General features: G+C 33.7%; 24 protein-coding genes. 11 read left to right on the top strand and 13 right to left on the bottom strand.

Annotated elements, in window-relative coordinates; translation table 11 throughout:
- Positions 1-68 precede the first annotated feature (68 nt).
- Positions 69-1,313 (bottom strand): helix-turn-helix domain-containing protein, encoded by a 1,245-nt coding sequence (locus B5V89_RS17575; protein ID WP_108073271.1) that lies wholly within the window; start codon positions 1,311-1,313, stop codon positions 69-71.
- A 190-nt stretch (positions 1,314-1,503) separates the two neighbouring features.
- On the opposite strand from B5V89_RS17575, the gene B5V89_RS17570 reads away from it, so the two are divergent.
- Together B5V89_RS17570 and B5V89_RS17560 are read left to right on the top strand one after the other, a co-directional pair.
- Complete coding sequence (locus B5V89_RS17570; RefSeq protein ID WP_107958439.1) at positions 1,504-1,872, top strand: hypothetical protein; 369 nt, start codon at positions 1,504-1,506, stop codon at positions 1,870-1,872.
- A 466-nt stretch (positions 1,873-2,338) separates the two neighbouring features.
- A complete protein-coding gene (locus B5V89_RS17560; protein ID WP_107958443.1) occupies positions 2,339-3,313 on the top strand; it encodes a hypothetical protein in 975 nt (324 codons plus the stop codon).
- Between the two features lie 111 nt (positions 3,314-3,424).
- Here B5V89_RS17560 and aspA read toward each other — a convergent pair whose 3' ends face one another.
- Complete coding sequence (gene aspA / locus B5V89_RS17555; RefSeq protein ID WP_107958445.1) at positions 3,425-4,855, bottom strand: aspartate ammonia-lyase; 1,431 nt, start codon at positions 4,853-4,855, stop codon at positions 3,425-3,427.
- 220 nt (positions 4,856-5,075) lie between these two features.
- Between aspA and B5V89_RS17550 the strand changes: the two genes are divergently transcribed.
- Together B5V89_RS17550 and B5V89_RS17545 are read left to right on the top strand one after the other, a co-directional pair.
- Positions 5,076-5,831 carry an LbetaH domain-containing protein gene (locus B5V89_RS17550; protein ID WP_066233476.1) on the top strand — a complete coding sequence of 252 codons (756 nt, stop codon included), beginning with the start codon at positions 5,076-5,078 and terminating at the stop codon, positions 5,829-5,831.
- 94 nt (positions 5,832-5,925) lie between these two features.
- A complete protein-coding gene (locus tag B5V89_RS17545; RefSeq protein WP_107958449.1) occupies positions 5,926-7,296 on the top strand; it encodes a hypothetical protein in 1,371 nt (456 codons plus the stop codon).
- Between the two features lie 70 nt (positions 7,297-7,366).
- On the opposite strand, the gene dctP is transcribed toward B5V89_RS17545, so the two are convergent.
- From dctP to B5V89_RS17530, 3 genes are all read right to left on the bottom strand, one after another.
- On the bottom strand, positions 7,367-8,644 hold the full coding sequence (dctP, locus tag B5V89_RS17540) for a C4-dicarboxylate transporter DctP (RefSeq protein ID WP_108073269.1): 1,278 nt from the start codon (positions 8,642-8,644) through the stop codon (positions 7,367-7,369).
- 119 nt (positions 8,645-8,763) lie between these two features.
- Positions 8,764-9,444 carry a response regulator gene (locus B5V89_RS17535; protein ID WP_108073267.1) on the bottom strand — a complete coding sequence of 227 codons (681 nt, stop codon included), beginning with the start codon at positions 9,442-9,444 and terminating at the stop codon, positions 8,764-8,766.
- A gap of 1 nt (position 9,445) precedes the next feature.
- On the bottom strand, positions 9,446-11,041 hold the full coding sequence (locus B5V89_RS17530) for an ATP-binding protein (RefSeq protein ID WP_108073265.1): 1,596 nt from the start codon (positions 11,039-11,041) through the stop codon (positions 9,446-9,448).
- Between the two features lie 98 nt (positions 11,042-11,139).
- Between B5V89_RS17530 and B5V89_RS17525 the strand changes: the two genes are divergently transcribed.
- A complete protein-coding gene (locus B5V89_RS17525) occupies positions 11,140-12,195 on the top strand; it encodes a TRAP transporter substrate-binding protein (protein ID WP_108073263.1) in 1,056 nt (351 codons plus the stop codon).
- Between the two features lie 131 nt (positions 12,196-12,326).
- A complete protein-coding gene (locus B5V89_RS17520; RefSeq protein ID WP_108073261.1) occupies positions 12,327-13,496 on the top strand; it encodes an MFS transporter in 1,170 nt (389 codons plus the stop codon).
- A 72-nt stretch (positions 13,497-13,568) separates the two neighbouring features.
- Here B5V89_RS17520 and B5V89_RS17515 read toward each other — a convergent pair whose 3' ends face one another.
- A complete protein-coding gene (locus B5V89_RS17515) occupies positions 13,569-14,351 on the bottom strand; it encodes a VOC family protein (protein ID WP_108073259.1) in 783 nt (260 codons plus the stop codon).
- 147 nt (positions 14,352-14,498) lie between these two features.
- Between B5V89_RS17515 and B5V89_RS17510 the strand changes: the two genes are divergently transcribed.
- The gene (locus B5V89_RS17510; RefSeq protein WP_328019152.1) at positions 14,499-15,317 is read left to right on the top strand and encodes a DUF2161 domain-containing phosphodiesterase; all 819 of its coding nucleotides are present in this window, start codon (positions 14,499-14,501) and stop codon (positions 15,315-15,317) included.
- A gap of 101 nt (positions 15,318-15,418) precedes the next feature.
- On the opposite strand, the gene B5V89_RS17505 is transcribed toward B5V89_RS17510, so the two are convergent.
- The 4 genes from B5V89_RS17505 to B5V89_RS17490 all read right to left on the bottom strand — a co-directional run bounded on the left by B5V89_RS17505 (position 15,419) and on the right by B5V89_RS17490 (position 17,490).
- Positions 15,419-15,754 carry a CHY zinc finger protein gene (locus tag B5V89_RS17505; protein ID WP_108073257.1) on the bottom strand — a complete coding sequence of 112 codons (336 nt, stop codon included), beginning with the start codon at positions 15,752-15,754 and terminating at the stop codon, positions 15,419-15,421.
- A gap of 12 nt (positions 15,755-15,766) precedes the next feature.
- On the bottom strand, positions 15,767-16,696 hold the full coding sequence (glsA, locus tag B5V89_RS17500) for a glutaminase A (protein WP_066233449.1): 930 nt from the start codon (positions 16,694-16,696) through the stop codon (positions 15,767-15,769).
- 291 nt (positions 16,697-16,987) lie between these two features.
- Positions 16,988-17,140 (bottom strand): Fur-regulated basic protein FbpA, encoded by a 153-nt coding sequence (locus B5V89_RS17495; RefSeq protein WP_084347753.1) that lies wholly within the window; start codon positions 17,138-17,140, stop codon positions 16,988-16,990.
- 41 nt (positions 17,141-17,181) lie between these two features.
- Complete coding sequence (locus tag B5V89_RS17490) at positions 17,182-17,490, bottom strand: DUF5634 family protein (RefSeq protein WP_066233446.1); 309 nt, start codon at positions 17,488-17,490, stop codon at positions 17,182-17,184.
- A gap of 182 nt (positions 17,491-17,672) precedes the next feature.
- Between B5V89_RS17490 and B5V89_RS17485 the strand changes: the two genes are divergently transcribed.
- A complete protein-coding gene (locus B5V89_RS17485; RefSeq protein ID WP_066233443.1) occupies positions 17,673-18,134 on the top strand; it encodes a YndM family protein in 462 nt (153 codons plus the stop codon).
- Between the two features lie 42 nt (positions 18,135-18,176).
- Here B5V89_RS17485 and B5V89_RS17480 read toward each other — a convergent pair whose 3' ends face one another.
- A complete protein-coding gene (locus B5V89_RS17480) occupies positions 18,177-18,947 on the bottom strand; it encodes a class I SAM-dependent methyltransferase (protein WP_108073255.1) in 771 nt (256 codons plus the stop codon).
- Positions 18,948-19,092: 145 nt separating this feature from the next.
- On the opposite strand from B5V89_RS17480, the gene B5V89_RS17475 reads away from it, so the two are divergent.
- The 3 genes from B5V89_RS17475 to B5V89_RS17465 all read left to right on the top strand — a co-directional run bounded on the left by B5V89_RS17475 (position 19,093) and on the right by B5V89_RS17465 (position 21,967).
- Positions 19,093-19,293 (top strand): methionine aminopeptidase, encoded by a 201-nt coding sequence (locus B5V89_RS17475; protein WP_108073253.1) that lies wholly within the window; start codon positions 19,093-19,095, stop codon positions 19,291-19,293.
- Between the two features lie 250 nt (positions 19,294-19,543).
- The gene (locus B5V89_RS17470; RefSeq protein WP_108073251.1) at positions 19,544-20,434 is read left to right on the top strand and encodes a CPBP family intramembrane glutamic endopeptidase; all 891 of its coding nucleotides are present in this window, start codon (positions 19,544-19,546) and stop codon (positions 20,432-20,434) included.
- A gap of 288 nt (positions 20,435-20,722) precedes the next feature.
- The gene (locus tag B5V89_RS17465) at positions 20,723-21,967 is read left to right on the top strand and encodes a cation:dicarboxylate symporter family transporter (protein WP_066233419.1); all 1,245 of its coding nucleotides are present in this window, start codon (positions 20,723-20,725) and stop codon (positions 21,965-21,967) included.
- A 221-nt stretch (positions 21,968-22,188) separates the two neighbouring features.
- Here B5V89_RS17465 and argH read toward each other — a convergent pair whose 3' ends face one another.
- On the bottom strand, positions 22,189-23,562 hold the full coding sequence (gene argH, locus B5V89_RS17460) for an argininosuccinate lyase (protein WP_108073249.1): 1,374 nt from the start codon (positions 23,560-23,562) through the stop codon (positions 22,189-22,191).
- 33 nt (positions 23,563-23,595) lie between these two features.
- Entirely contained in the window at positions 23,596-24,807 is a 1,212-nt protein-coding gene (locus B5V89_RS17455; RefSeq protein WP_066233413.1) for an argininosuccinate synthase, read from the bottom strand.
- Positions 24,808-24,820: the final 13 nt, after the last annotated feature.

Below are 24,820 nucleotides of genomic sequence, written 5' to 3'. Positions count from 1 at the left end.
TAGAACTTTTTACAATACCCTTAAAATTAATACCCATTTTATAGTAAACCAACCTCTTGTACTCGACACTAATCTAATTCATAAAGACTATTCTCAACCAGCATTTTCTTTTTGGCGATAGCCCATGCCTTTTCGTTCTGCCCTGTTTTTATATAATACCGAAAAAGCCTAACTTCAAAGTGCTGTATGATATCCTCGTTTCCGGACTGAATAAAATAAGGGAGCACCTCATTTTCAACGTATTTATAGTAAGAATCTTCCATACCCTTCAATGAAAATATATGTAGGTTAAAATAGAGATATCTATGATCTTTTCGTTGTATTGCATGGTGAAGTCCTTTTTTTGCATCGGTCAATAGGCTTTCTTTCGATTTTAAATTGCCTTTATAACAGATGTCTATGTATAAATCTAACATGGTTAGATAGTAAAAATCGTCTTCTTTTATTAACGAAAATCCTTTATCAATATACTCTTTTGCTTCTTCAAAACGTTTTCTTCTAAACAGCTCTTGTCCAAAATTATAATAGAGCTTCATTAATCTATCTACAGATTGTATTTTTTTAGCAGATTGAATTAATTTATAATAAAATTGGCGGGTTTCTTTTAAGCTAAATTGCGATTTGGCGTTTATTAGAAGAATAATTAACGTCTCTGTATCAAGTATACGTGTGAAATTTAATGTTTCTTGAAAATAATGTAAAGCTTTTTGAGCATAATATTGAGCTAAAGTGTTATTATGAACCGCATGATATGAAATAGCAAGGTGGTAGTAATATTCTTGGCTCGAGTAGTTGGAATCAATTTTCTTTAAAATTTCAATAGATTTCTTGTAGCTTCCGATACTAAAGTAATAGATGCCTTGAACATGATTATATAGGTTGCTCTCATAAGGTGAGAGGTTGATATCAAGTTTCTTGACATTCTCCATTAGTTTATGACATTTTTCAATTTCATAAAATACAAGATAATGACGAGCTAATAGAAGTGAGTAACGTACTTGAAAATCGGGAATATTCTTTAATGGATTAGCGTCAAGTGCCGCTTTTTTTACTTGCATTTCATCGGTATCTAACATAACGATAGCGTTTTGCCATTCTTGTAATGTTACTTCAAAATTTTTGAATTTTCTTACTTCATCTTGAATATTTATATTTAATTGTTTAGAAAGAATTGCTGTAATTTCTTCCGAATATTCCGTAATGCCCCGCTCAATTTTACTTAAATGACTGACAGGACAGATCCCTTTTGAAAGCTGTTCCTGTGTGTATCCTTTTTGTTCTCTGTAGTATTTTAAAATTTTCCCCTTGACCATCCTGTCCCCTCCTACCGATAGTATACAACAGAATGATTGATAGCAATAGGTAAGACTTTGATGTAGTTTATAGAAGGGAAAATTGCAAATGTCAAGTAAAATTCATGAATTAATTTAGATACTCCAGCCTTTTACGTTATAATTAAACTACAACTTATTTAAAAACCGGGAAATAAAGGAGATTTTATTTGTGTTCCTAAGAGAACTGAATCAAGAAGAGAAAGAAGCGTTTCTTGAACTCGCTTATCTCATAGCAAAAATTGATAAAAATCAATCTATATTCGAAAATTCAATTCTAAATAAATTCAAAACAGAAATGGGAATTGATAAATATTCGATTAAAGGATCTGACATAGAAGATATACTTAAAGTATTTGAAAACGATCGAACGAAAAATATCGTCTTAGTTGAAATCCTTAGACTCATTTTCTCAGATGGAGTTTTTCATGATTTTGAGAGAGAATCAATACAACTCATAAAAAAACACTTTGGTTTCGATAAAGATGACTTCCAAAGTTTGAGGGATTGGGTATTAAAAATAAAGGAATTAGAGAAATAAGGTAACAAAAGTTTTTTCTTTGTTTAGAAAAGATTTTTATATTGACTCAACTTAAAATACCATGTATACTCGTAAACGTTGTACGCATAAATTGGAGATTGATCCCCACAACTGGTTTGTGGGGATTTTTGTTTTTTACCCTGTGTATTGAAACTTCCTTTTATTTTCTATATATTACTAATATATAACTTCTTACAAGGAGGGACCTGATATCACTTTACTCCCATTGTATTTATTACATGCTACTGAAGATGCCCATGTAGAAAACGATTTCCAATTATGGTTGGTATTTTTCTGCAATTTTCTGATGGTTATTACTGGATTTATTTTTATGTACAAATTATTTACATTAAAAAATGCAAAAAAAATTGGAATTACTTTTGGGATCATCTTACTTATTAATTATTTTCTTATACTTTTATTCGGAAGTTTCTTTGATTTACTTGGTTAACGAAGGGAGATGTTGATGAATTTGAAATTTTACCGACTTTGGGTTTTAGCATTTTTACTTAAATTTATTGGTTCAGCTTGGGACGCGTCCTATCATTTTCGCTATTTATTCGAAAAATACTCCATTCCTCATTTAGTTAATTTTGCCGGCTTTGCATTGGGGGCGTATCTTCTATTTAATGAATGGCGTCGTTTAAACTATATGGATCGTTTTTCAAGAAATTTAACGACGATTGGTTATGTTCTGTTTTTAATTGGAATTCCTTTAGATTTTAGTTATCATATCGCATATGGAATTGATCTGACAACGTGGAGTCCAACCCATTTTGTCTATTATATTGCCACTGGAATAATGATTATTGCTGTATGGCGCGGATATTCGGTTTATACTAAAGGTCAAGTGCCTATATGGAAATCGATGCACACTTGGTTTGCCATGTTTTTATTAGAATGTCTTGTGTTCCCAAATATGCAGCAAGAAAATGGTTCTATCTCATATGATCAATATATCCATGGTAAATCGATTGCCTCTAAAGAGATTTTAGCCATTTTATCTGATCCGGCATCACAAATCTTTGGCGGGATTCCACCTTGGTTATATCCTTGCTATTCCGTATTAACTGTTTCATTATTTACTGTTTTAATCATTCGGATTTTTCGAAGTTATTCAATCCCATTAGCAGCTACTGCGTTATATATTAGTTTAAGATTTATAGGAAAATTAATCTTCTTTGCCGTTGGTTATCCAACATCATATGTTCCAATTACTCTATTATTTATTCCTATATTTTATCTATTGATAAAAAAATATTCTTGGATTGCAGGCTTGCTAGGTAGCTTTTTCTATTTTATTTCTTTATATGGGATTCATAAATCTGGACTGCTCATTACTCCACCTTTGGAGATTTCGTTAATCATTCCTGTCCTACTGATTGGAATACTTGTCCCTATTATAATTCCTACAAGGAAAAGGCGGAATAAAGAAATGTAGTTTCTAGAAAAAACAATTTTTGCAAAACAAAGGCAATGTAAATGTACATTGCCTTTTGTGTTGGAGTTATTTTTTATTAGTGATTCATAGGTTATTTAAGCAATTATATTATTAATCTCTTTCCAGCAATTCAGCACCAGCAATGCCGGGATGTGTCATTTCATACGGATCTAGTATTAAATTTAACTCTTCTTCTGTTAACACATCATATTTTAAACATAGTTCCCGGATCGGTTCTCCGTTTACGATTGCCTCTCGTGCAATTCGTGCCGCTACTTCATACCCAATATGAGGATTAACTGCGGTAATTAGTCCGGCACTCTTCTCTACATAGTCTTTCAATCTCTTTTCATTGGCTTTAATTCCTTTTAAGCAATTGACTGTAAAAGTACGGAAAGCATTATTCATAATACTGATAGATTGAAGTAAATTATATACGAGAACGGGTTCCATCACATTCAACTCGAGCTGGCCCGCTTCAGATGCAAGGCAAATTGTATGATCATTCCCAATGACCTGGAATGCTACCTGATTAATGACTTCTGCCATCACCGGGTTTACTTTACCAGGCATGATAGAAGAGCCCGGTTGTCTTGCAGGCAGCATGATTTCACCCAAGCCGGCTCTAGGACCTGAGGCCATTAGGCGTAAGTCGTTGGCGATTTTCGACATATTCATCATACAAACTTTCAATGCTGCTGATACTTCTGTGTATGCATCTGTATTTTGAGTTGCATCTACAAGATGTTCGGCACCTATTAATGGCAGACCACTAATCTGAGCTAGATGCTTTACGACCAATTCGATATATCGAGGATCAGCATTTAAGCCGGTTCCAACTGCTGTTGCCCCCATGTTCAATTCATATAAATGCTGACGTGATTGTTTAATCCGTTTAATGTCACGCCCGATTACGCGACTGTACGCTTCAAATTCCTGGCCAAGTCGAATTGGCACAGCATCCTGAAGGTGGGTACGCCCCATTTTAATGATAGGATTAAATTCCTCGGCCTTTTCTTGAAAAACCGCTTTCATTTCTTCCATTGAAACTAGTAAAGTTTCCAATAGATTTAATACCGCAATATGAATCGCCGAAGGAAATGCATCATTTGTAGATTGTGACATATTGACATGTGTATTCGGACTGCAACGGAAATAATCCCCTTTTTCTTCGCCCATTAATTCGAGAGCACGGTTTGCAAGAACCTCATTCACATTCATATTTATTGATGTTCCCGCTCCACCTTGAATCGGGTCAACGATAATTTGATCATGCCACTTGCCTTCAATTAATTCATCTGCTGCTTTGACGATCGCTTCTCCAATTCCGGAATAAAGACGTTTAATATCCATATTCGCAAGTGCAGCCGCCTTTTTTACCATAGCCATACCCTTTATTAATTCCTCATGTATGCGATTACCTGTGATTTGAAAATTTTCCACAGCGCGAAGTGTTTGGATCCCATAATAAGCTTCAGCGGGAACTTCTTTTGTTCCTAAAAAATCTTTTTCAGTACGCATTTTGCTTTGTGTAATTGTCATATTATTCGCTCTCCTATTTAGGTCATTAGTACTTCTTCTGTCAACTTCCTATTATAAGTGCAAATATAAGAAAGTTAAAGAAAAATACAGATTAAACTTTTTAATTATTTGACGATGCTGCCTGTGGTTTTGCTTTTTCACCTTTCCCGCCATGTTCTACATATTTAATAAGGACAATGAATACATATTAGAAAAGTATATACAACTGGAGGGATATGTCATGTATGGAAACTACAATGGATATCCATATTTTAAAAGAAATTGTCCAAACCCAAATTGCCTGAATCCAAATTGTCAATGCGGTGATAATTGTCATTGCAACGCTGAACATAATTGTCAACCACTAGAATATAAAAAACCCGGTATTTATCCTCGACAACAAATTATTTATTTTAATCCACCAATTAAAGAGGTACCTCAAGCTGAATACCCAAAAATAAGTTTAAAAGCAGTCATGGGGCCAAACTCTTATGTCATTGGTGATGTTCATGTTGAAGATGATGTAATGATCGGTTGGAATAATTTAATCAGAGCGGATTCTTCTTCACCTTATTTCATTGGAAAAAAAACAAATATCCAAGATTTTGTCCTAATACATTGTCACCCTTCACAACATATTGAAGTAAATGGAAAAAAATATGGTGTTTATATAGGTGAAGAAGTAAGCATATTACATCATGCCCAACCACATGGTCCTCTTTATATTGGTAGAAATACGTTTATTGGTGAAGGCGTTTCTATTTATGGAGCAACGATTGGTAAAAACTCAGTTATTATGCATGGGGCCACGATTGCCAATCATGTAAAAATAAGTGAGGGACGTTTTGTTGAGCCAGGGCAAACTGTTTGGAAACAAGATCAAGCAGATCAACTTCCACCCGTTCCCGCGGAATTTAAAAATCTAAATCAAGAAATTGTTGATCATTACTATCGACTCGGTAAAGCTTATCGAATGCATACTAAGCTATTTATATAAAACCTACTTGTGGAAAGGGAATAGTGATTCCCTTTCTTTTTCTGTTCTAGAGTATGTTATAATAAATTGATAATAAATCTTAGGAGGATCAAAAATGAACCAACAACCATTATTGATTTCTAATCATAATAAAACGACAGAACTTCATGTAGAACAAATGGCCATTTATTTACAAAGCAAAATTATAGAAGCTACTGATGATCAACATAACATTTATTATCTTTTCTTTTACAAAGAACAATTTCTTACATATGTTAAGCCAACTAAGTTAAAACGTCGTACACATATTGAAAAAGCTTTTACAAAAGGAATCGTTCTTCCGTCTACACATCCACTCATCCATTCTCTGCTTTTCCAAGACCATCCATATAAAAAAAGAACGTTTAATCAGCTAGTTAAGAAAGTCCAAAGTCTATACAGTCCCCAAGAAGTCGCCCAAATTGCAACCTTTTTTGAATCCTTTATTTCAAAAAAAACCATTTTCTCTCTCATTCAATCGATCTTTTATGATTACCGCCGAAACGGACAAATGTTCTCAAGCTATCGAATCCTACGGATATTAATGGATTTCGCGCCAAACCATAGTTGGGTAAAAGGATTATCAAGTGATTTAAATTTCATCAAATATGGAAAATTATATGATCGATTATCAGATGAATTAATGACAAAGGATCCTATATATATGGAAAAGGCATTGTATACAGATAAATCCTATAATCAACTTATACAATTACTCAAGAATCAATCAAGATGGATGGATGAAATCGCTTTGTATATCCATCACATCAGCCCCGAAAATTATGTATCTCTAAAACAATTGCTGAACAATCATTTTACAGACAAAGAAATAATTGACGTATTAGAACACTTATCTAACAATACAAGTGATGTTTTAGAAATAAATGATGATTTACTCGAAATCTATTTACACCACCAAAATGCAGAAAAAATGATAAACTTACTATTCACACATAAACTTAACCTCAATCCGAAACAAACTCAGGAATTTGAACAATTATTAGAAAACGTAGATTTAGAACCGGAACAATTTCCAAAAGAAAAAGTTCTTTCATTCTTAGTACCTCTTTTTAACATAAATCCTGAAAAAGCTGCTACGCTACTCCATAAATTCATCGTTTTACAACTAAAAGAATATGATATTGATTCTGTCGTAAAAAGGCTCATCCCATTAAAAATTATCATGCATGCACATCCAATTCTCGAAAAACTTCAGCATATCCAGAAACTAGCGAATGACCCGGATCAACAACTATTATTAGGAGAATTATATTACGAATTTCAACAGTTTGATCAAGCCATCGATTGTTTCAGTTGGGAAATGGAGTTAAAATCCATCGACCCAAAACCGGTAAAATGGCTTTCAAAAATATATAATGAAATTGGAATGGAACAAGAGCATCGAGCATATCGACAGCTGTATATCGATATGCAGAAAAGAGCATGATACATCGGTTTAAGGTAAAAAAGTCTAATCACCGACAACTGATTCTGTCAGGTTGATTAGACCTATCCCTTTATACTGCAGTAGTTATTTGTTTACTATGCTTCATTTCCGCTATAGCCTCTGCACATTTTGCTTCATCAAATTCCTTTTCACTTTTCGCTACGACAATTGTTGCAATTCCATTTCCTATCAAGTTTACGATCGATCGACCTTCACTCATAAAACGATCAACGCCAAGAAGTAATGCTAAACCTTCGATTGGGATGATGTGTAAAGCTGAAAGAGTTGAAGCTAATACGATAAAACCGCTTCCCGTTACACCCGCCGCACCTTTTGAGGTAAGCATCAAAATTAGTATAATCGTAATTTGATGGCCGATTGTTAAATCGATTCCAAATACTTGTGAGAGAAATACCGTTGCCATTACTAAATAAATAGATGTACCATCTAGGTTAAAAGAATACCCTGTTGGAATAACTAAACCAACTACAGATTTTGAACATCCGAATCTCTCCATTTTATCCATCATTCTCGGTAATACAGATTCTGAAGAACTGGTCCCTAAAACAATTAATATTTCATCTTTTATAAATCGTAAATATTTAAATAAGCTAAAACCATATGCTTTACAAATAAGATTTAAGACGATAAATATAAATAAGAACATTGTCGTGTAGACCGAAATCATTAATTTTGATAAAGGAACTAATGATTGCAAACCGAAAGTTCCAATTGTATAAGCAATTGCGCCAAATGCCCCAATCGGAGCTGCTCTCATAATATAGCCAATAATTTTAAAGAATACTTGTGAAATTTTATCAAAGAACTCAATAATACTTTTTCCTTTTTCACCTAAAGCTGCTAAACCAACACCAAACAAAATTGAAAAGAATAAAACTTGTAATATATCTCCTTCAGCAAAGGCGCTTACCATACTATGTGGAACAATATGTGTTAGGAAATCAACCCAGTTTAGTTTTTCTCCTTCTCCTGTATATTGGGAAATATCACCTTTTGGAAGTTTATCAGGATCAAGTCCCGAACCTGGATGGAGAATATTGACTACAAGCAAACCGATAATAAGCGCAAGGGTAGTGACAATTTCAAAATAAATTATCGCTTTTCCCCCAACTTTTCCTACCTTTTTCATGTCACCCATTTTGGCAATTCCTAAAACAATTGTTAAAAAGATAATAGGAGCAATAAGCATTTTAACTGCATTAATAAATGTATCACCAAGCGGCTTCATTTGTTTTCCAACATCCGGCCAAACTAAACCAACAATGACACCAATAAAGATCGCAGTTAGCACTTGAAAGGTTAAATTCTTTAAAATCCTTTTCCCCATTGAAAGCATCCCCTCTAAAAATTGAATTTTCTCGCAAATTGATGATAACGCTTTCTTATTAAATGGGGAAGTATATGGTCATATAGTACATTTTGGTCTTTTTGGTCTTATAGTGCCTATTACATCGTATAACGGTTAACCGGTCTACCTACATTCCCATATTGTACATCCAAATGGATAATTCCTGTTTTTTCTAAGTAATCTAAATAGCGTCTTGCGGTTACTCTAGCAATACCTACGGAGTTAGCTACTTCTCCTGCTGATTTCGCTTCATTTGCTTCTTTCATATAAGTCATAATTTGCTGTAATGTAAACATATTCAAACCTTTTGGTAAGTGGATATCTCGCTTCATTGTTTGTTGCATATTCATCATTGCATCCAGCTCGTCTTGTGAAAGTGTCCTATTCTTCTTCAATGTTCGTTTATAATATTGATAGTTTTCAAGGGATTTCTTTATTCTATCAAACTTAAACGGCTTAATAATATAATCTACAGCACCATTTTGCAGCATAATATTTATCGTTTCATTATCTTTAGCCGCAGAAACAACAATGACATCAATATTTAATTGTTGCAATCGAATTTGCTGTAATGTGTGTATTCCATCGATTTTTGGCATATAAATGTCTAGAATAACTAGATCAATGTCTCTCTCTTTAGCTAATTGAATTCCTTCTTCACCATTACTAGCCTCTCCGATTACTTTGTATCCATTAACGCTTTCTATGAAGCCTTTATTCACTTCGCGGACCATCGGATCGTCGTCTATTAATAGTACATGAATCATCTTGCTTTCCATCTTATTCACCACCTGTTCCAATTGGAAAAGTAATTACAAAGCTCGTCCCTCTGCCTACTGTCGAAGTTACTTCAATCGTTCCATTTCCTTTATCGACAATTTGTTTAGTTAAATACAAACCATAACCCGTTCCATTTTTTTTGTTTTTTGTAAAACCTTTTTCAAAAATATGAGGTAGATCATTTTCATCAATTCCACACCCGTTGTCTTCAATTAAAATTGCGCAAAGGTCATCCGTTTGTTCGATACTTATGTCTACTTTTTTTCGATATTGGAATGTATCTGGATAAGCTCCAAAAGCATTTTCTATTAAATTACCTATTAAAATAACAAAATCATGCTGATCAATTTGATAGGGAAATACTGCTAAAAAGCTATTTGGATCAATGAAAACCTCTATTCCAAGCTCTTTTCCCCTTCTAATTTTACTCAACAATAAACCCGCAATGGCATGATTTTTTATTGAATCCGTTAAAAATTGTTCTAAATTTTCTTGTTTTGCTGAAGTTTCAAATGCTAATTCTAGAGCTTGCTCTGCTTTTCCAAGTTGAATTAATCCTGCAATAGTATGTAATTTATTCATATGTTCATGATTTTGAACTCTTAATGCATCAACAAAATTCCTTACTCCCGTTAGTTCTTCAGCCAATTTAACCACTTCGGTTCGATCTTGGCAAATGGCAACGGCACCGACGACTTGATCCTCAATTACTACAGGAATTCGACTACTTAAAATCGTTTTCCCACTCACATTAATCGTTTCATTATATACTGCCTTTTTCTGTTCAACAATTTCCGGTAAGCGAGTATCAGCTATCACACTCCTTATTGGTTTTCCTACTACATCTCCAATTACTGAAAATATTGACTTCGCCTTATCATTAAAAATAGTTATGATTTCATTATAATCAATGGCTATAATTCCTTCGTGCATGGAATGAAAAGTTGCTGTTCTTTCTTTTAAAATATGAGCAATTTCATACGGCTCCAATTGAAACATCTGTTTCTTTAAATTTCGCGCTAGAAAAAAAGATCCAATAAGTCCTACAGATAATGTAAGGGAAATAATTATAACCACTTCTTTTTTTAAATCAGCAATAATTTCAATAATTGTAGGAAGTCGTTTACCGACGACAACCACGCCAATTTGATTGTAATCTTTATCTTTTATCGGAAAAAAGGCGCGAATAAATGTTCCAATCTCCCCTTTTGCTTTGGAGAAATAATTATGCTCAGCAAATGCAGCCTCTTCATCGCTCGTCTTTGACAGTGTTCCTAATAGACTTTTTACCGGATGGGAGAAGCGAACATGATCCATATTCATTACCACAATATAATCTAACTCGTTAATTAGACGAATTTCTTCCACTAAAGGATTGATTTGTTTCCATCCATCCCTATTCTTTATTTCCTTTTTTACTTCTGTTAACTCAGCTACAGTCCTTGCTGTATTCATGGCATTCATTTTCATTTCTTTTTCTCTCGTATTTTGAATATTAACGATTAGGAACATCCCCCCTACAAGCAAAGAAAAAACGACGATTGCATACGATAAAATTGTTATTTTCCAACGGATGGGTAGTTGCTTCATTTTCATTGATTCTACCTCCCCTCTATCATCTATTATGAATTCGGTTGTATTTTTGTAGTAAAATTGTACTTAGACATGCAATCGGTTTAATTACGGAGGTTAATATGAAAAAATGGATCATTATATTGGCTAGTTTGGTGCTTTTCATTACCTGTCTCCTCGTTGGAATGAAAACCTTTCTTCATCCTAAAAAGCTTGCTTATGATTATGAACAAGAAGGATTAAAGGATCAGATTGTCCTAAAATTCAGTCATGTCGTCGCTGAGAATACTCCTAAAGGTCTAGCAGCAAAAAAATTTGCTGAACTTGTTTATAAAAAATCAGATGGAAAAATAAGAGTAGAAATATTTCCAAATGGGATGCTCTACTCTGATATAGAAGAAATTAATGCATTAAAAGAAAATAAAATACAAATAATCGCCCCATCAACTTCAAAACTAGGCACACTATCAAGTAGATGGGGAGTACTTGATTTGCCTTTTGCATTTCCAAATTATGAAGCCATTCAAGCAGGATTAAATGGGAGTATCGGAAATACTCTTTTGCAATCATTAGAAAAAGAACATCTTAAAGGACTGGCCTACTGGATAAATGGCTTTAAACAATTTACATCTAATAAAGGGCCCATCCGAATTCCTAAAGACATTAAAGGGCAAACATTTCGAATTATGCAAAGCAATATTTTAAAATCACAATTTGAACAGTTACATGCCAAGGCCATTCAACAACCGTTTGATATTACATTTCAATCATTACAATCCGGAAAAATCGACGGTGAAGAAAACACTTTAACAAATATCTACTCAAAGAAATTTTATAACTTACAAAAGTATTTGACAATTAGTAATCACGGATATTTAGGTTATGTTGTATTAATGAATCAATCATTTTGGAATGCGCAGACCGATCAAACGAAAAAAATTTTAACTGAAGCAATGATAGAGACGACTGAATGGAACGAAAAACATGCTAAAAAAATGAATGAGGAGCAACTTAAACTTATACAGAAAAAATCTTCGATACAAATTCATGAATTAACTAACGAAGAAAAAAAACAATGGATGAAAGCTTTAGACCCTTTATATGAGAAACTTGAACCGATAATTGGTAGGGACTTAATAAAAGAAATAAAGAACTTACGAGAGAAATACAGTAATTAATTTTTATAGTGTGTTACTACATATTCACCTCTGATTTATTTTAAAATCAATTGGATAATTGTTATACTATTTGAATACAGAAAAGAACGATAAAACAGTTGAAAATATGGGAATCAAAAAGGATTGATATTATGGAATCAAAAAAAGTTTTACCTATATTATTTTTAATTATGTTTTTAGTTATGGTCGGATTCGGCATTATTATCCCTGTTATCCCGTTTTATGCAGAAAAAATTGGGGCAAATCCAACTGAATTAGGGCTTTTAATGGGAGTTTATTCATTAATGCAATTAATCTCCGCGCCAATTTGGGGAAGGATTTCAGATCGAATCGGCCGGAAACCTGTTATGATGATCGGAATATTCGGATTAGCCGTTTCTTTTTTCCTCATGGCATTATCTAGTCAGCTCTGGATGTTATTTGTCGCAAGAATTATTGGTGGGTTATTATCATCTGCAAATATGCCAACAACGATGGCCTATGTTGCTGATATCACATCTGAGGAAGATCGTGGAAAAGGAATGGGAATTATCGGAGCGGCAACAGGATTAGGATTTATCTTTGGTCCCGCAATTGGAGGATTATTTTCGAAATCCAGCTTGCAAACACCTTTTTTTATAGCAGGGTTTTCCTCGCTTCTTACCTTACTGCTTGTACTAATTGTTTTAAAAGAATCGCTACCAAAAGAAAAAAGAGGATATCATGCCGAAAGAAAAGTCTCTATGTGGGAACCATTTAAAGGATCGCTGTCCATTATTTTTATTTTGCAATGGTTTATCTCGCTTTCTTTATCTGGTTTAGAAGCAAGCTTTGCTTATTTCGCAGCCAAAATGGCAGGATTAGATACGATTGATTTAGGCTATATCTTCATGATTATGGGCTTAGGAAGTGCGGTTGTTCAAGGTGGTTTAGTCGGAAGATTAACGAAAAAATATGGTGAAGGCATTGTTATTAAAGCTGGGATCATCGTATCTGCAATTGGTTTTGGATTAATTTTGCTTGTTAACAATTTTGTTACAGCAGCCATTTTTCTAACGATTTTCGGACTAGGTAATGGTGTTATACGGCCCTGCATATCTGCATTACTTACAAAAAAATCTAGTGCTGGTCACGGAAGCGCAACCGGATTACTATCCTCCTTTGATTCATTCGGAAGAATTATTGGACCTCCATTAGGCGGATGGTTGTTCTCGGTATATGCAGGTCTTCCGTATATTTCTGGAGCAGTAATTTCAATTCTAGCATTTATTCTTTATCAAATTTATCAAGCACAAGAAAAACATCAAAAAATTGCTAAATAATAGTTATTTGGAGAAGATCACCAAAAAACATAGGTTTTCAATGATCTTCTTTTAATAACCATGATCAAAGAATTACACAAATTGATAATGCCCGCCAAACAATTCTTTTTCTAAAACAATATTACTATTTGAAATTCTTAATAAACACGGCCCCTCTCCTTTTGTCTCAATGACCCGTGCAATTTCTCCTTGTGCGTATGGTGAGGCAAATACGATATTGCATCCTTCAAGTTGTAATTGAGTACAGTTTGCTTTTAATTTTTTATCCTTATATGTATCTTGTTTCGTTAAATGAAATAACTCACTCCATTTTGTAGCGACTTCTACATGATTATTAACTGCAAATATTAACTCTTTTAAAGGGAGGGCATTATTGTTTGCTTCAATCGATTTCTTCCTTATTTCGTCATTTTCCTGCCACTGTATAATAAATGGAAATGAAATTGAATACTCATCACGGATAAATAACATTTCCCATTGAATGAGTGTCCCGTCTGCCCTTTTTCTTTCCGCTTTAATTGGGCCAACCGTTTCAATCCCTTTTTTATGGAAAGAATGGATAAGTTCTCTCATATTATTCGTTCGAAGAGCAATTCTTGCAAATCTCTCCTTTTCTGGTAATAAAGCAGTCGTTTGAACAACTAAATCATTTTCAATTACTTTTTCTGCTTTTTCCCTATCAAATACCCCTAAAAATTCAATATAGGATAAACCAAAATAACAGAGTGCATTATACGTTCCCCAATCCTCGTGTCTTCCACCAAGCATTGCTTTCAACCCGATTGTTGCGAAATCTTCAATCGCTTCCTCAGGTCGATTAACTATATGCACTAAATGATCAAATGAAAGTTTCAAGAAAAACCCTCCACAATAATAATTAAGTTATACTTATTTAATTCTACAATTCTTGCGAAATTCCCCTAAGAATTTTATCTTTTCTATAAAAATATTTGTTTACATAATATTATTATCGGAACATATATTTATTCTTAAAGGTCCTAAATGAATACATATGTTATGATGATTATAGTAGTTGATAGATCGATTGATGCGTGTTTTTTTAAGGTTGGTGTAAAAATGCAAAAGAAAAAAGAAAAAATTTATGAAGTTGATTTATATAAGCCGATACATAAACATTTTACAAATCAAGGATATGAAGTGAAAAGTGAAGTAAATGATTGTGATATTACAGCTGTTAAAGGTGACGAACTTATTATTATAGAATTAAAGGTAAGATTAAACGTCGATTTACTTATCCAGGCGACAAAAAGACAGAAGCTTACTGATCAAGTTTATATTGCTATTCCAAAACCGAGTTACAGCTTCTATTCAAAGAAATGGAAAGATATATGCCATCTCATAAAAAGACTAGAATTAGGCTTAATCATCGTGTCATTTCTACAATCAACGACAAAAATGGATATTGTTATCTCTCCTGCCCCTTTTGATCGGAAAAAGAGTATGCAGCAAAATAAGAAAAAAAGAAAAAAACTTCTTTCAGAAATTGAAGGGCGACACGGAGATCATAATATAGGTGGTAGTAGCCAAACGAAAATCATGACAGCTTATAAAGAAACAAGTATCCAGATTGCATACCTTCTTGAACAATTTGGCCCACTTTCACCTAAGGCATTGCGCCAAATGGGTACAGGGGAGAAAACACAATCCATTCTCTTTAATAATTATTATGGATGGTTTGTACGAATTCAAAAAGGCATATATGGGATAAGTGAAAAAGGAAAAAGTGAAATTCAAGAATATCCACAGATTATTGAATTTTTTAGAAAAGAAGCCAATCAAATCGATAAAACGAAAACATAAATTGCATAATGGGATTTAAATATGTGTTAAGCAACTACAACAATGATTATTTGTTGTGGTTGCTTAATTTCCGATAACTTAATGATCCGATTTCATAAAATCTATACTTCAAAATAAAATTTCTTATGTAACGAACATCCTGGATTAAATGCTGCAAAACATACCGGACAAGTTGAGTTACAAGCGTAATATTCATTTATAGTTAATTCGTTCCCGCATCCCCCGCAAAGGATCGCCTTATGATTAAATAACTCTTTCGGCCATACTTTTGGATTGTCACACCCATGTTCTTTGTGACATTCGAAACAAGGATAATATATATTACAACAATAGAACTTTATTGCAATTCGATCAATTTCCTTATGATAATGTGTGCAGCGGGTTTCAAAATCTATAACGTTTCCTTTTACTTTATGGCCATGAATAATCACACACATCTCTCCTACGTTTTAAAACATGCTTAACGAATATTTTTCAGACATTAACTTTAAAAGCTTCATACCTGCAATACTATTTCCCTTTTCATCAAGTGCTGGACCGTAAATTCCAATACCAAACCTTCCAGGTACCGCCCCTAATATACCACCGGATACCCCGCTTTTTGCTGGTATGCCTACCTCGATTGCAAATTCACCAGAAGCATTATACATTCCACATGTAACCATAAATGTTTTACAAATCCTTGCAACTGAGCTAGGAATTAACTGTTCTTCAGTATATGGATCTTTTCCATCCATTGCCAAAACACAACCAATGCGTGACAAATCCAGGCAATTCAATTCAATCGCACACTGTCTTGTATATAAATCAATTAACTGTTCAACATCTTCATCAATAACTCCATGTTCTTTTAAAAAATAACATAATGATCGATTTAAGTCTGCCGTTTTGAATTCAGAATCTGCTACCTCTTTATTATAACTAATCGATTCATTCCCAGAAAGCTTTTGAATGAGCTTTAATATCCTCTTAAACCGCTCATCCACACTACTCCCTTCAATCATATGTGTCACAGCTAATGCACCAGCATTAATCATTGGATTTAATGGTTTTGATGGCTTATTCGTTTCTAATTTTGCTATCGAATTAAACGGATCACCTGTAGGCTCTTGGCCAACACGATTAAAAACATACTCTTCCCCTCTATCATTTAGTGCGATAGCGAGGGTTATAACTTTGGAAATACTCTGAAGAGTTAAATTTTCTTTAATATCTCCTGCTGAAAAACAACTCCCGTTCGGATAAAACAAAGATATTGATAAAGTATCTTTGTTAGCTTTTTGTAATGCTGGGATGTAATCTGCAACTTTCCCTTTATTTGAAGATTTTTTTGCTTCATTAACCAATAATTGCAATTCCTCTGCAGATCGACATTGCATTTATATCACCTCTTAACTTTCTAAAAAATTACGATCTTAGTGAATAACATTATTATCGATAGTCTCATAAAAAAAATACTTACTGCACCATAATATCTTAGTGCTAATAAGTATTTATATCAACCGTAATCACCTAAAATCAAATGCAACAAAATAAAGCAACGATTTTTCTACCTTACTCACCGTTATTCGTTCCCAAGCCTCTTTATAATATTCACAAAAAAAGAGTGTCTCAAAAGTAATGACTCACTGCAATTTTACTAGCATCCTCTTGTAACGGTCTTTTATATTTCAACCTAAACTATTCAATTGTGATTCATTGTATATCTCTTCTAAATCCTCTAATGTTAATTCATATAACTGTTTATTCAACGATTTATATATTCCAATGGATAGTAGTTGATCAATATAGAACTTTTTCATACATTCTGTATCACAGGACATTTCGCTTTCTCCTTATTACCTTAAATTTACTGTCACATTATTTAATGAAAACCTTTGTCTATATGATCGAATACCTCATCTAAGTTATGAAATCCCTTTTTTTCTCCCTCGTCCGATTGGATCGTCCAGTCTCTATTTTTTAACCCAAGATTTCCGTACGCATCCTTCATATATGGCATATTTATCATAAAAACCTCGCCATTTTTTCTTACAGTATAGCCGAGATAATAATCATCTCCGGCTCCCTCTTCTTCATAAATTCCAATGTCCTCAAGTTGGTAATGATCCATTAACTCTTTTAATTGTGCATTCATTTGATCAATTAAGATCTCTCTGTTTAAATAGTCCATTAAATATATACCTCACGTCTTTTTTTATAGTTTGACCATAAAATAAAAAATTTATGTACTTAAAATGTTGTTTACATAATACTTTTATTTTAAACAATTAAAGATTTACCATTTTATTTTTGAATAGTTTCTTAGAAAATTTTAAAAATAATAAGACAGTAAAGTTGTGAGGTGAAATTATTTTGAAGCATATTAAAGCAATGGCTATTAAATTTGTTGCAACAATCGTGGTTTTATTTGTAATCCTTGATGTCATTTTCGGTATGTCGTTTACGAATGTGTTTTTTATTTCACTCGTTCTATCGGTTGTTTCCTACCTTGTCGGTGATATTGGCATCCTTTCAAGAACGAATAATACAGTCGCAACCATTGCCGACTTCGGACTTTCATTAATTGTTATTTGGTTTCTTTCCGCAGCACTAACATTTGAAAATCGTACACCGCTTTTCATCATATCACTTATTTCAGCGGCTGCCATTGCACTTGTTGAGATTGTTTTTCATAAATATGTATCATCTTATACATTTGAGAAAGAATCGGATGATTTTTTACCAAAGCATCGTTATTACTATTCAAATAACTATCAAACCGAAGCATCAAAAGACATTACACCAGAAATTGAAAAGAATAAAGAAAATAAGTAACGTTAGGCCAGATGTCAATAATCCTAGACATCTGGCTTTTAATCAAATTTTACGAGCTTTTATGATGATTGCTTCTCCTTTAAAAGAGATAATTGTGTTTTCAATTACTTCGATATGGAATTTCTTCTTTATATTTAGAGTAGCGTGAAGCATGTATTCGGTTAAATCATTTTTCTCCTTTTCAGTTAACTTCATTCGAGTACACCATGAATCAAACTGAAACGTTTTTTCAAAACGATACATTTCCTCTATATTAAACCCTTTTTCCTCCAGCATACGAATCCATTCAGTTTTTTTCCAGGCACGAAAATGGCTGTAATCTCGTTTTTTCTCAATATTATTATAAAATTGATCTTGATCATCATCTTCCGGAGAAACATTATCATCAAGTAAAAAAATTCCACCCGGCTTTAACACTTTGTGAACACTTTCGATAAATTTATTTACATTCGGAAAATGATGTGGAGCAATTCGACATGTCACAATATCAAAACGGTAATGATCAAAGGGAAGTTCCTCTGCGTCACCCTGGATAAACGAAACATTATGATGACCATTTGCTTCAATAAAAGCTTTTGCTACTTTTATCATCTCAGCTGTTAAATCAACTGCTGTTACATGTTTTACATAATGGGCAAATGCATTCGCTGTATGCCCCCCACCTGTAGCAATATCAAGTACATCTTCATTCCCGGTAAGATTTGCTATTTCTATAAGCTTTTGAAGATCTTTCCCTTTTTGATGAATTTCACTTGTTACATACGAATTTGCACTTCTACCAAATTGCTTCTGAACATCCTTTTTAATATCCATTCCCATCCCTCTTTTCATTGATCTACGTTAAGAATAAACGAATTTCATAATAAGGAAAATTACAATTTATTAATGCTATTTCATAAGTTTTTCTTAATTGTTATAAAACTTCCATTTAGCCTCATACTAAATAAGAGGTGATATGATGGGAATATTTAATGCATTGTCAAATTGGAAAACAGAAAGATATGAAAGGCATATTGAGGAAATGCATGATTTAGGTAAATGTCCGGATTGTCGTGGTAGGGGGTTCACCCTTCCTTTAAATGCTTATGCAGCTGTCTATGAATGTCCAGGCTGTAATGGGAGCGGACTTTATTCGGATTGGTCTGAAATGAATAGTTAGTTTTTAAATTGGAAAAAGACGCCTAAATCCGTAGGCGTCTTTTCAAAAAAAGTTTTGCGGCGAATAACCCGTATGACCACATTCATACGTTTAGCGAACGCTCGGTTTTCGGCTTACGCAAATAGCTCATCGCATAATAAGAATAACATATTATTGGTCGTAAAACAATAAATCTCTAGTTTTTCACTTCTTTTTTTATTATAATTAATATATTTAATTTTAAAATAATTTAAGACTAGAGGTTCAATCTATGAAAAGTTTTTTAAATCCAGAAAAAGGGTTAAATCAAACGTGGCGATATATAGTCTCTATACCGATTATTTTTATTTTTATTATTATCGGGATCCTTTGTTATATTGCCGCATTATATTTTGCTAGCGTGCATGCAGAGGATATGGTTGATTTCGACGAGGTAGTTTTTTCTAATCCATTGATAGACCTTTTCCTCACTAATGCTATGATGGTTTTTTGGATTATAGGTTTATGGGTGGCAGCCCGTATTTTGCATAGACGTTCACTGAAATCGTTTATCACTCCGTACCGTACGATTCGCTGGAAACAGATCATTTTTGGTTTTTCCGTTACTTTTAGTTTATTAGCTTTATTTTTAATTATTGATCTCATCTCGAATCCGAATGATTACTATATGCAAGACTTCCAATTTTCTAACTTTCTATTATTAATTTTAATATCTCTGATTTTGACTCCTGTTCAAACAACTGCTGAGGAATTGCTTTTCAGAGGATTTTTACTTCAATTTTTTGCTAAATTCACAAAAAGTCCTATCGTTTTAAGTTTAATCATTGGTGGGATATTTGGAATTTTGCATTTTAGTAACCCGGAAATGGAAAATGGTGCATTCTGGATAGGCGTCGATTACATAGTAACAGGAGTTATTTTGACTTATGTTACTATTAAGACCAATAGTTTAGAAGCTACAATTGGGGCGCATGCAGCAAATAATGTTTTTATTAGTTTATTTATTGCTTCTAACAATTTGGCAGTAGGTCATCTACCATCATTATTTTTTACCAATAATAACGAGGCAACTGCTATAACAACTCTTCTTTCAATCCTTCCTAGCATCCTATTTATGTACATTATGATTCGTTCATCAAATAAAAACAGTATGGGATTTTGAATCCTATACTGTTTTTATTTTTTTAGTTCCTTCCTAAGTCCCTATCCCACTACATATGATCTCCCGCTCCCGAATTTTCCAAAAGGATTGCCGAGAATTCATCTTATTCTGTAAACATAAATAAACGAATTTATTGATAATTCTGTATTTAATTATTTTAAAATAATTAAATATAGAGTGAATTTTATTTATTTTTGTTATTAAAAGGTTTTCATTTGTCTATTTTTGTTTTTTATATTATATTTAAAAAATAAATAAATTCGTCGTTGTATTAATTGGGGGGTATATATGAAAAAAATTGGATTAGCTTGGCAAATACTTATTGGACTAGTCCTCGGGATTATTATTGGGGCTATTTTTTATGGTAATCCGGGAATCGGAAAGTATTTACAACCGATCGGAGATATTTTCTTACGATTAATTAAAATGATTGTTATTCCAATTGTTATTTCAAGTATCATCGTTGGGGTTTCTAGTGTAGGAAATGGAAAAAACCTCGGTAAACTTGGTGGTAAAACAATTCTTTATTTTGAAATCGTCACAACTATTGCTATTTTAGTCGGGCTTCTCGTTGCGAATATCTTCCAACCTGGTAAAGGCATTAATATGCATTCCATCCATAAAGTAGATATTGGCTCTTATGTTGACACAGCAAAAAATGTAGAAAGTCATGGTTTTGCTGATACAATTGTCAATATTGTTCCAAAAAATATATTTGAAGCGTTTATTAACGGCGATATGCTTGCCATCATCTTCTTTTCTGTCCTATTTGGATTAGGCGTGGCAGCAATTGGCGAAAAAGGAAAACCGGTTCTCGCCTTTTTCCAAGGTACGGCTGAAACAATGTTCTATGTAACAAATTTAGTCATGAAATTTGCTCCATTTGGAGTTTTTGCACTTATTGGTGTAACTGTTTCCACTTTCGGATTAGAATCACTAATCCCATTAGGAAAACTTGTTATTACTGTTTATTTAACGATGATAGGCTTTATCCTCATTGTTTTAGGTGGAATTGCCAAATTAGTCGGTGTAAATATTTTTCATTTACTGCGACTTCTTAAAGATGAGTTAATTCTAGGTTATTCAACAGCAAGTTCAGAGGCAGTACTGCCGAAGATTATGGAAAAAATGGAGAAATTCGGTTGTCCGAAATCAATTACTTCGTTTGTTATTCCTACTGGATATTCCTTTAATCTTGATGGTTCAACGTTATATCAAGCATTAGCAGCCATCTTTATTGCACAAATGTATGGAATTCATCTTTCATTTACGCAACAATTATCACTTGTTCTAGTCCTAATGGTTACTTCAAAAGGGATCGCTGGTGTACCAGGAGTATCCTTTGTTGTTCTACTAGCTACTCTAGGAACTGTTGGAATTCCGATTGAAGGATTAGCATTTATTGCTGGTATCGATCGAATTCTCGATATGGCTAGAACTGTCGTTAACGTTGTTGGAAATTCACTAGGTGCGATTGTTATCTCGAAATGGGAAGGACAATTCAAACAAAATAAAGAGATATTAAAATCATAAATAAAAATGGATTCCAATTTTAAATTGGGATCCATTTTTAACGTCAGATCATTTTTTGTCCATCCCGAATAATCTTGCGAGCACTTCATTCCGCTTTCTGCACTTTTATCTTCTCGCATTCGGTTCTTACGGGCACTTCATTCTACTTACTACACTCTTATCTTCCCGAATATATAAAGGCTTCACCCATCAATGTGAATGAAACCTATAATTTAATACTATTAACTTAATTTACCTTCTGCCAATACAATTTGCTGTTTCACTTGTTCGGTTGATGTTCCACCAAAACTATTTCTTGCTTCAACAACATGTTTTGGTTGTAATACTTTAAAAATATCTTCTTCAAATAAAGGATTGAAGGATTGATATTCTACAAGTGATAAATCTAGTAAGTACTTTTTATGTTGGATAGCATATAAGACAATTTTCCCGATAATTTCATGGGCCTGACGGAACGGAAGACCTTTCGTGACAAGATAATCTGCAATATCTGTAGCATTTGAATAATCATTAGTTACCGCTTTATACATTTGTTCTTTATTTACCGTCATCGTCTCAATCATAGGTGCAAGCAAACGTAGTGAACCGTTTAATGTTTCAACAGTATCGAGCATTCCTTCCTTATCTTCCTGCATATCTTTATTGTAGGCTAACGGAAGACCTTTTAATACGGTTAGTAATCCAATTAAATTACCGTATACTCTGCCAGTTTTACCACGCAATAATTCCGGAACGTCCGGGTTTTTCTTTTGCGGCATAATACTGGATCCTGTGCAAAATGAATCATCTAGTTCAACAAATTGATACTCTTGGCTTGACCATATGATCAATTCTTCAGAAATACGGGAAATATGAGTCATCATAATCGATGCAATTGATAAAAACTCTAATATAAAATCACGATCACTGACAGCGTCTAAACTATTAGGATATATGGTAGCGAACCCCAATAACTCTGCACTCCGGTTACGATCTATTGGAAAAGTTGTTCCTGCTAATGCCCCTGCACCAAGTGGTGACCAATTGATACGCTTCATACTATCAATCAATCGTTCTTTATCTCTTTCAAACATCCAAAAGTAGGCAAGTAAATGATGTGAAAATAGGATTGGTTGTGCCCTTTGCAAATGTGTATAACCTGGCATAATCGTTTCGATATTTTCTTTTGCTTGCAGTAACAAGGCATTTTGAACCTCTTTAACTAGCTCAATTAATTCACTTGTTTGCTTTCGTAAATATAGATGCATATCGGTTGCAACTTGATCATTTCTGCTTCTTCCAGTATGTAATTTCCCACCTACTGGACCAACTTCTTCAATTAACAACCGCTCAATATTCATATGAATATCTTCATCTTCTACGGAAAATTGAACTTCTTCATTTATAATTTTCTGTTCAATGGTTTGTAAGCCTTGTTTAATTATTTCAACATCGTCCATTGGGATAATTCCACATTCACCCAGCATTTGTACATGCGCCAAACTACCTTCAATGTCTTCTAATGCCAGCTTCTGATCAAATGATATGGAAGCTGTAAACTTTTCTACTAATTCGTTTGTTTCTTTTGTAAAACGTCCGCCCCAAAGCTTTGTCATTCGCGTTGCCTCCTGCACGACTCTTAAAATCCGTTAGTTATTTACTTTTTGTTTCGAATGAATTTCAGAATATACTTTTGTTGGTAATCCCCATAATTTTATGAAACCAACTGCTGCATTATGGTCGAATGCATCTCCTTTTGAATATGTTGCGAGCTCTTCATTATATAAGCTATATGGTGATTGGCGTCCTGTCACAACATGTGTTCCTTTGAAGAGTTTTACACGTACTTTACCTGTTACCGTTTTCTGTGTTTCTTCGATAAACGCATCAATTGCCGGCTTTAATGGTGAATACCATAAGCCTTCGTAAATGATTTTTGCTAATTGCTGCTCTACTGTCGATTTAAATTGCGTTACTTCGCGAGGCAATGTTAAAAATTCGAGTTCTTTATGGGCATTAATTAATAATAGGGCTGCAGGATTTTCGTATACTTCACGTGATTTGATTCCTACTAAACGGTTTTCGATATGATCAATTCTTCCAATCCCATGTTTGCCAGCAAGTTCATTGAGCGTTTCAATTAATTCAACTAGATTCATAGGTTGATCATTCAATGCAACCGGAACACCTTCCTCAAAGTCTATTTCAATATATTCCGCTTCATTTGGTGTTTTTTCAATTGGATTCGTCCAATCGAATGCTTCTTCTGGCGCCTCGTTCCAAGGGTTTTCTAATACACCAGCTTCGCATGCTCTTCCCCATATATTTGCATCTATTGAGAATGGATTATCTAAATCAATGGGGATCGGGATTCCATGTTGTTCCGCATAGGCAATTTCCTCATCACGAGTCATTCCCCATTCACGTACAGGTGCGACTACTTTTAATGTTGGATTCAATGCTTGGATGGAAACCTCAAAACGTACTTGATCATTCCCTTTTCCAGTACATCCGTGCGCAACTGCCACGGCACCCTCTTGTTCGGCCACATCTACTAGTAACTTGGATATTAATGGTCTACTTAATGCTGAAGATAATGGGTATTTTCCTTCATATAACGTATTCGCCTTTAAGCTTGGTAAAATATAATCTTTAGCCAGCAATTCTTTTCCATCTATCATTACTGCTTTAATTGCTCCGACATTAAGGGCTTTTTGACGAATTGCCTCTAAGTCTTTCCCTTCACCTACATCTATGCCTAATGCAATGACATCGTATCCATACTTTTCTTGTAACCATTTAATTGAAACAGAGGTATCTAATCCACCTGAGTAAGCTAGAACAATTTTTTCTTTTGTCATGTCTATCTCTCCT

Source organism: Heyndrickxia sporothermodurans (assembly GCF_003055045.1).
Taxonomy (GTDB): domain Bacteria; phylum Bacillota; class Bacilli; order Bacillales; family Bacillaceae_C; genus Heyndrickxia; species Heyndrickxia sporothermodurans.
The sequence above is the reverse complement of the archived record's forward strand: the minus strand, read 5'-3'. Positions and strand labels throughout refer to the sequence as shown.

Coding starts and splice junctions, on each gene's coding strand:
- B5V89_RS17505 (WP_108073257.1), bottom strand. CDS start 15,754: ATGTGTGTGATTATTCATGGCCATAAAGTAAAAGGAAACGTTATAGAT.
- B5V89_RS17490 (WP_066233446.1), bottom strand. CDS start 17,490: ATGGACTATTTAAACAGAGAGATCTTAATTGATCAAATGAATGCACAA.
- B5V89_RS17495 (WP_084347753.1), bottom strand. CDS start 17,140: ATGTCCTGTGATACAGAATGTATGAAAAAGTTCTATATTGATCAACTA.
- B5V89_RS17475 (WP_108073253.1), top strand. CDS start 19,093: ATGGGAATATTTAATGCATTGTCAAATTGGAAAACAGAAAGATATGAA.
- B5V89_RS17510 (WP_328019152.1), top strand. CDS start 14,499: ATGAATACATATGTTATGATGATTATAGTAGTTGATAGATCGATTGAT.
- B5V89_RS17470 (WP_108073251.1), top strand. CDS start 19,544: ATGAAAAGTTTTTTAAATCCAGAAAAAGGGTTAAATCAAACGTGGCGA.
- B5V89_RS17455 (WP_066233413.1), bottom strand. CDS start 24,807: ATGACAAAAGAAAAAATTGTTCTAGCTTACTCAGGTGGATTAGATACC.
- B5V89_RS17575 (WP_108073271.1), bottom strand. CDS start 1,313: ATGGTCAAGGGGAAAATTTTAAAATACTACAGAGAACAAAAAGGATAC.
- B5V89_RS17550 (WP_066233476.1), top strand. CDS start 5,076: ATGTATGGAAACTACAATGGATATCCATATTTTAAAAGAAATTGTCCA.
- dctP (WP_108073269.1), bottom strand. CDS start 8,644: ATGGGGAAAAGGATTTTAAAGAATTTAACCTTTCAAGTGCTAACTGCG.
- B5V89_RS17545 (WP_107958449.1), top strand. CDS start 5,926: ATGAACCAACAACCATTATTGATTTCTAATCATAATAAAACGACAGAA.
- B5V89_RS17520 (WP_108073261.1), top strand. CDS start 12,327: ATGGAATCAAAAAAAGTTTTACCTATATTATTTTTAATTATGTTTTTA.
- B5V89_RS17560 (WP_107958443.1), top strand. CDS start 2,339: ATGAATTTGAAATTTTACCGACTTTGGGTTTTAGCATTTTTACTTAAA.
- B5V89_RS17480 (WP_108073255.1), bottom strand. CDS start 18,947: ATGGATATTAAAAAGGATGTTCAGAAGCAATTTGGTAGAAGTGCAAAT.
- aspA (WP_107958445.1), bottom strand. CDS start 4,855: ATGACAATTACACAAAGCAAAATGCGTACTGAAAAAGATTTTTTAGGA.
- B5V89_RS17465 (WP_066233419.1), top strand. CDS start 20,723: ATGAAAAAAATTGGATTAGCTTGGCAAATACTTATTGGACTAGTCCTC.
- glsA (WP_066233449.1), bottom strand. CDS start 16,696: ATGCAATGTCGATCTGCAGAGGAATTGCAATTATTGGTTAATGAAGCA.
- B5V89_RS17525 (WP_108073263.1), top strand. CDS start 11,140: ATGAAAAAATGGATCATTATATTGGCTAGTTTGGTGCTTTTCATTACC.
- B5V89_RS17530 (WP_108073265.1), bottom strand. CDS start 11,041: ATGAAAATGAAGCAACTACCCATCCGTTGGAAAATAACAATTTTATCG.
- B5V89_RS17535 (WP_108073267.1), bottom strand. CDS start 9,444: ATGGAAAGCAAGATGATTCATGTACTATTAATAGACGACGATCCGATG.
- argH (WP_108073249.1), bottom strand. CDS start 23,562: ATGACAAAGCTTTGGGGCGGACGTTTTACAAAAGAAACAAACGAATTA.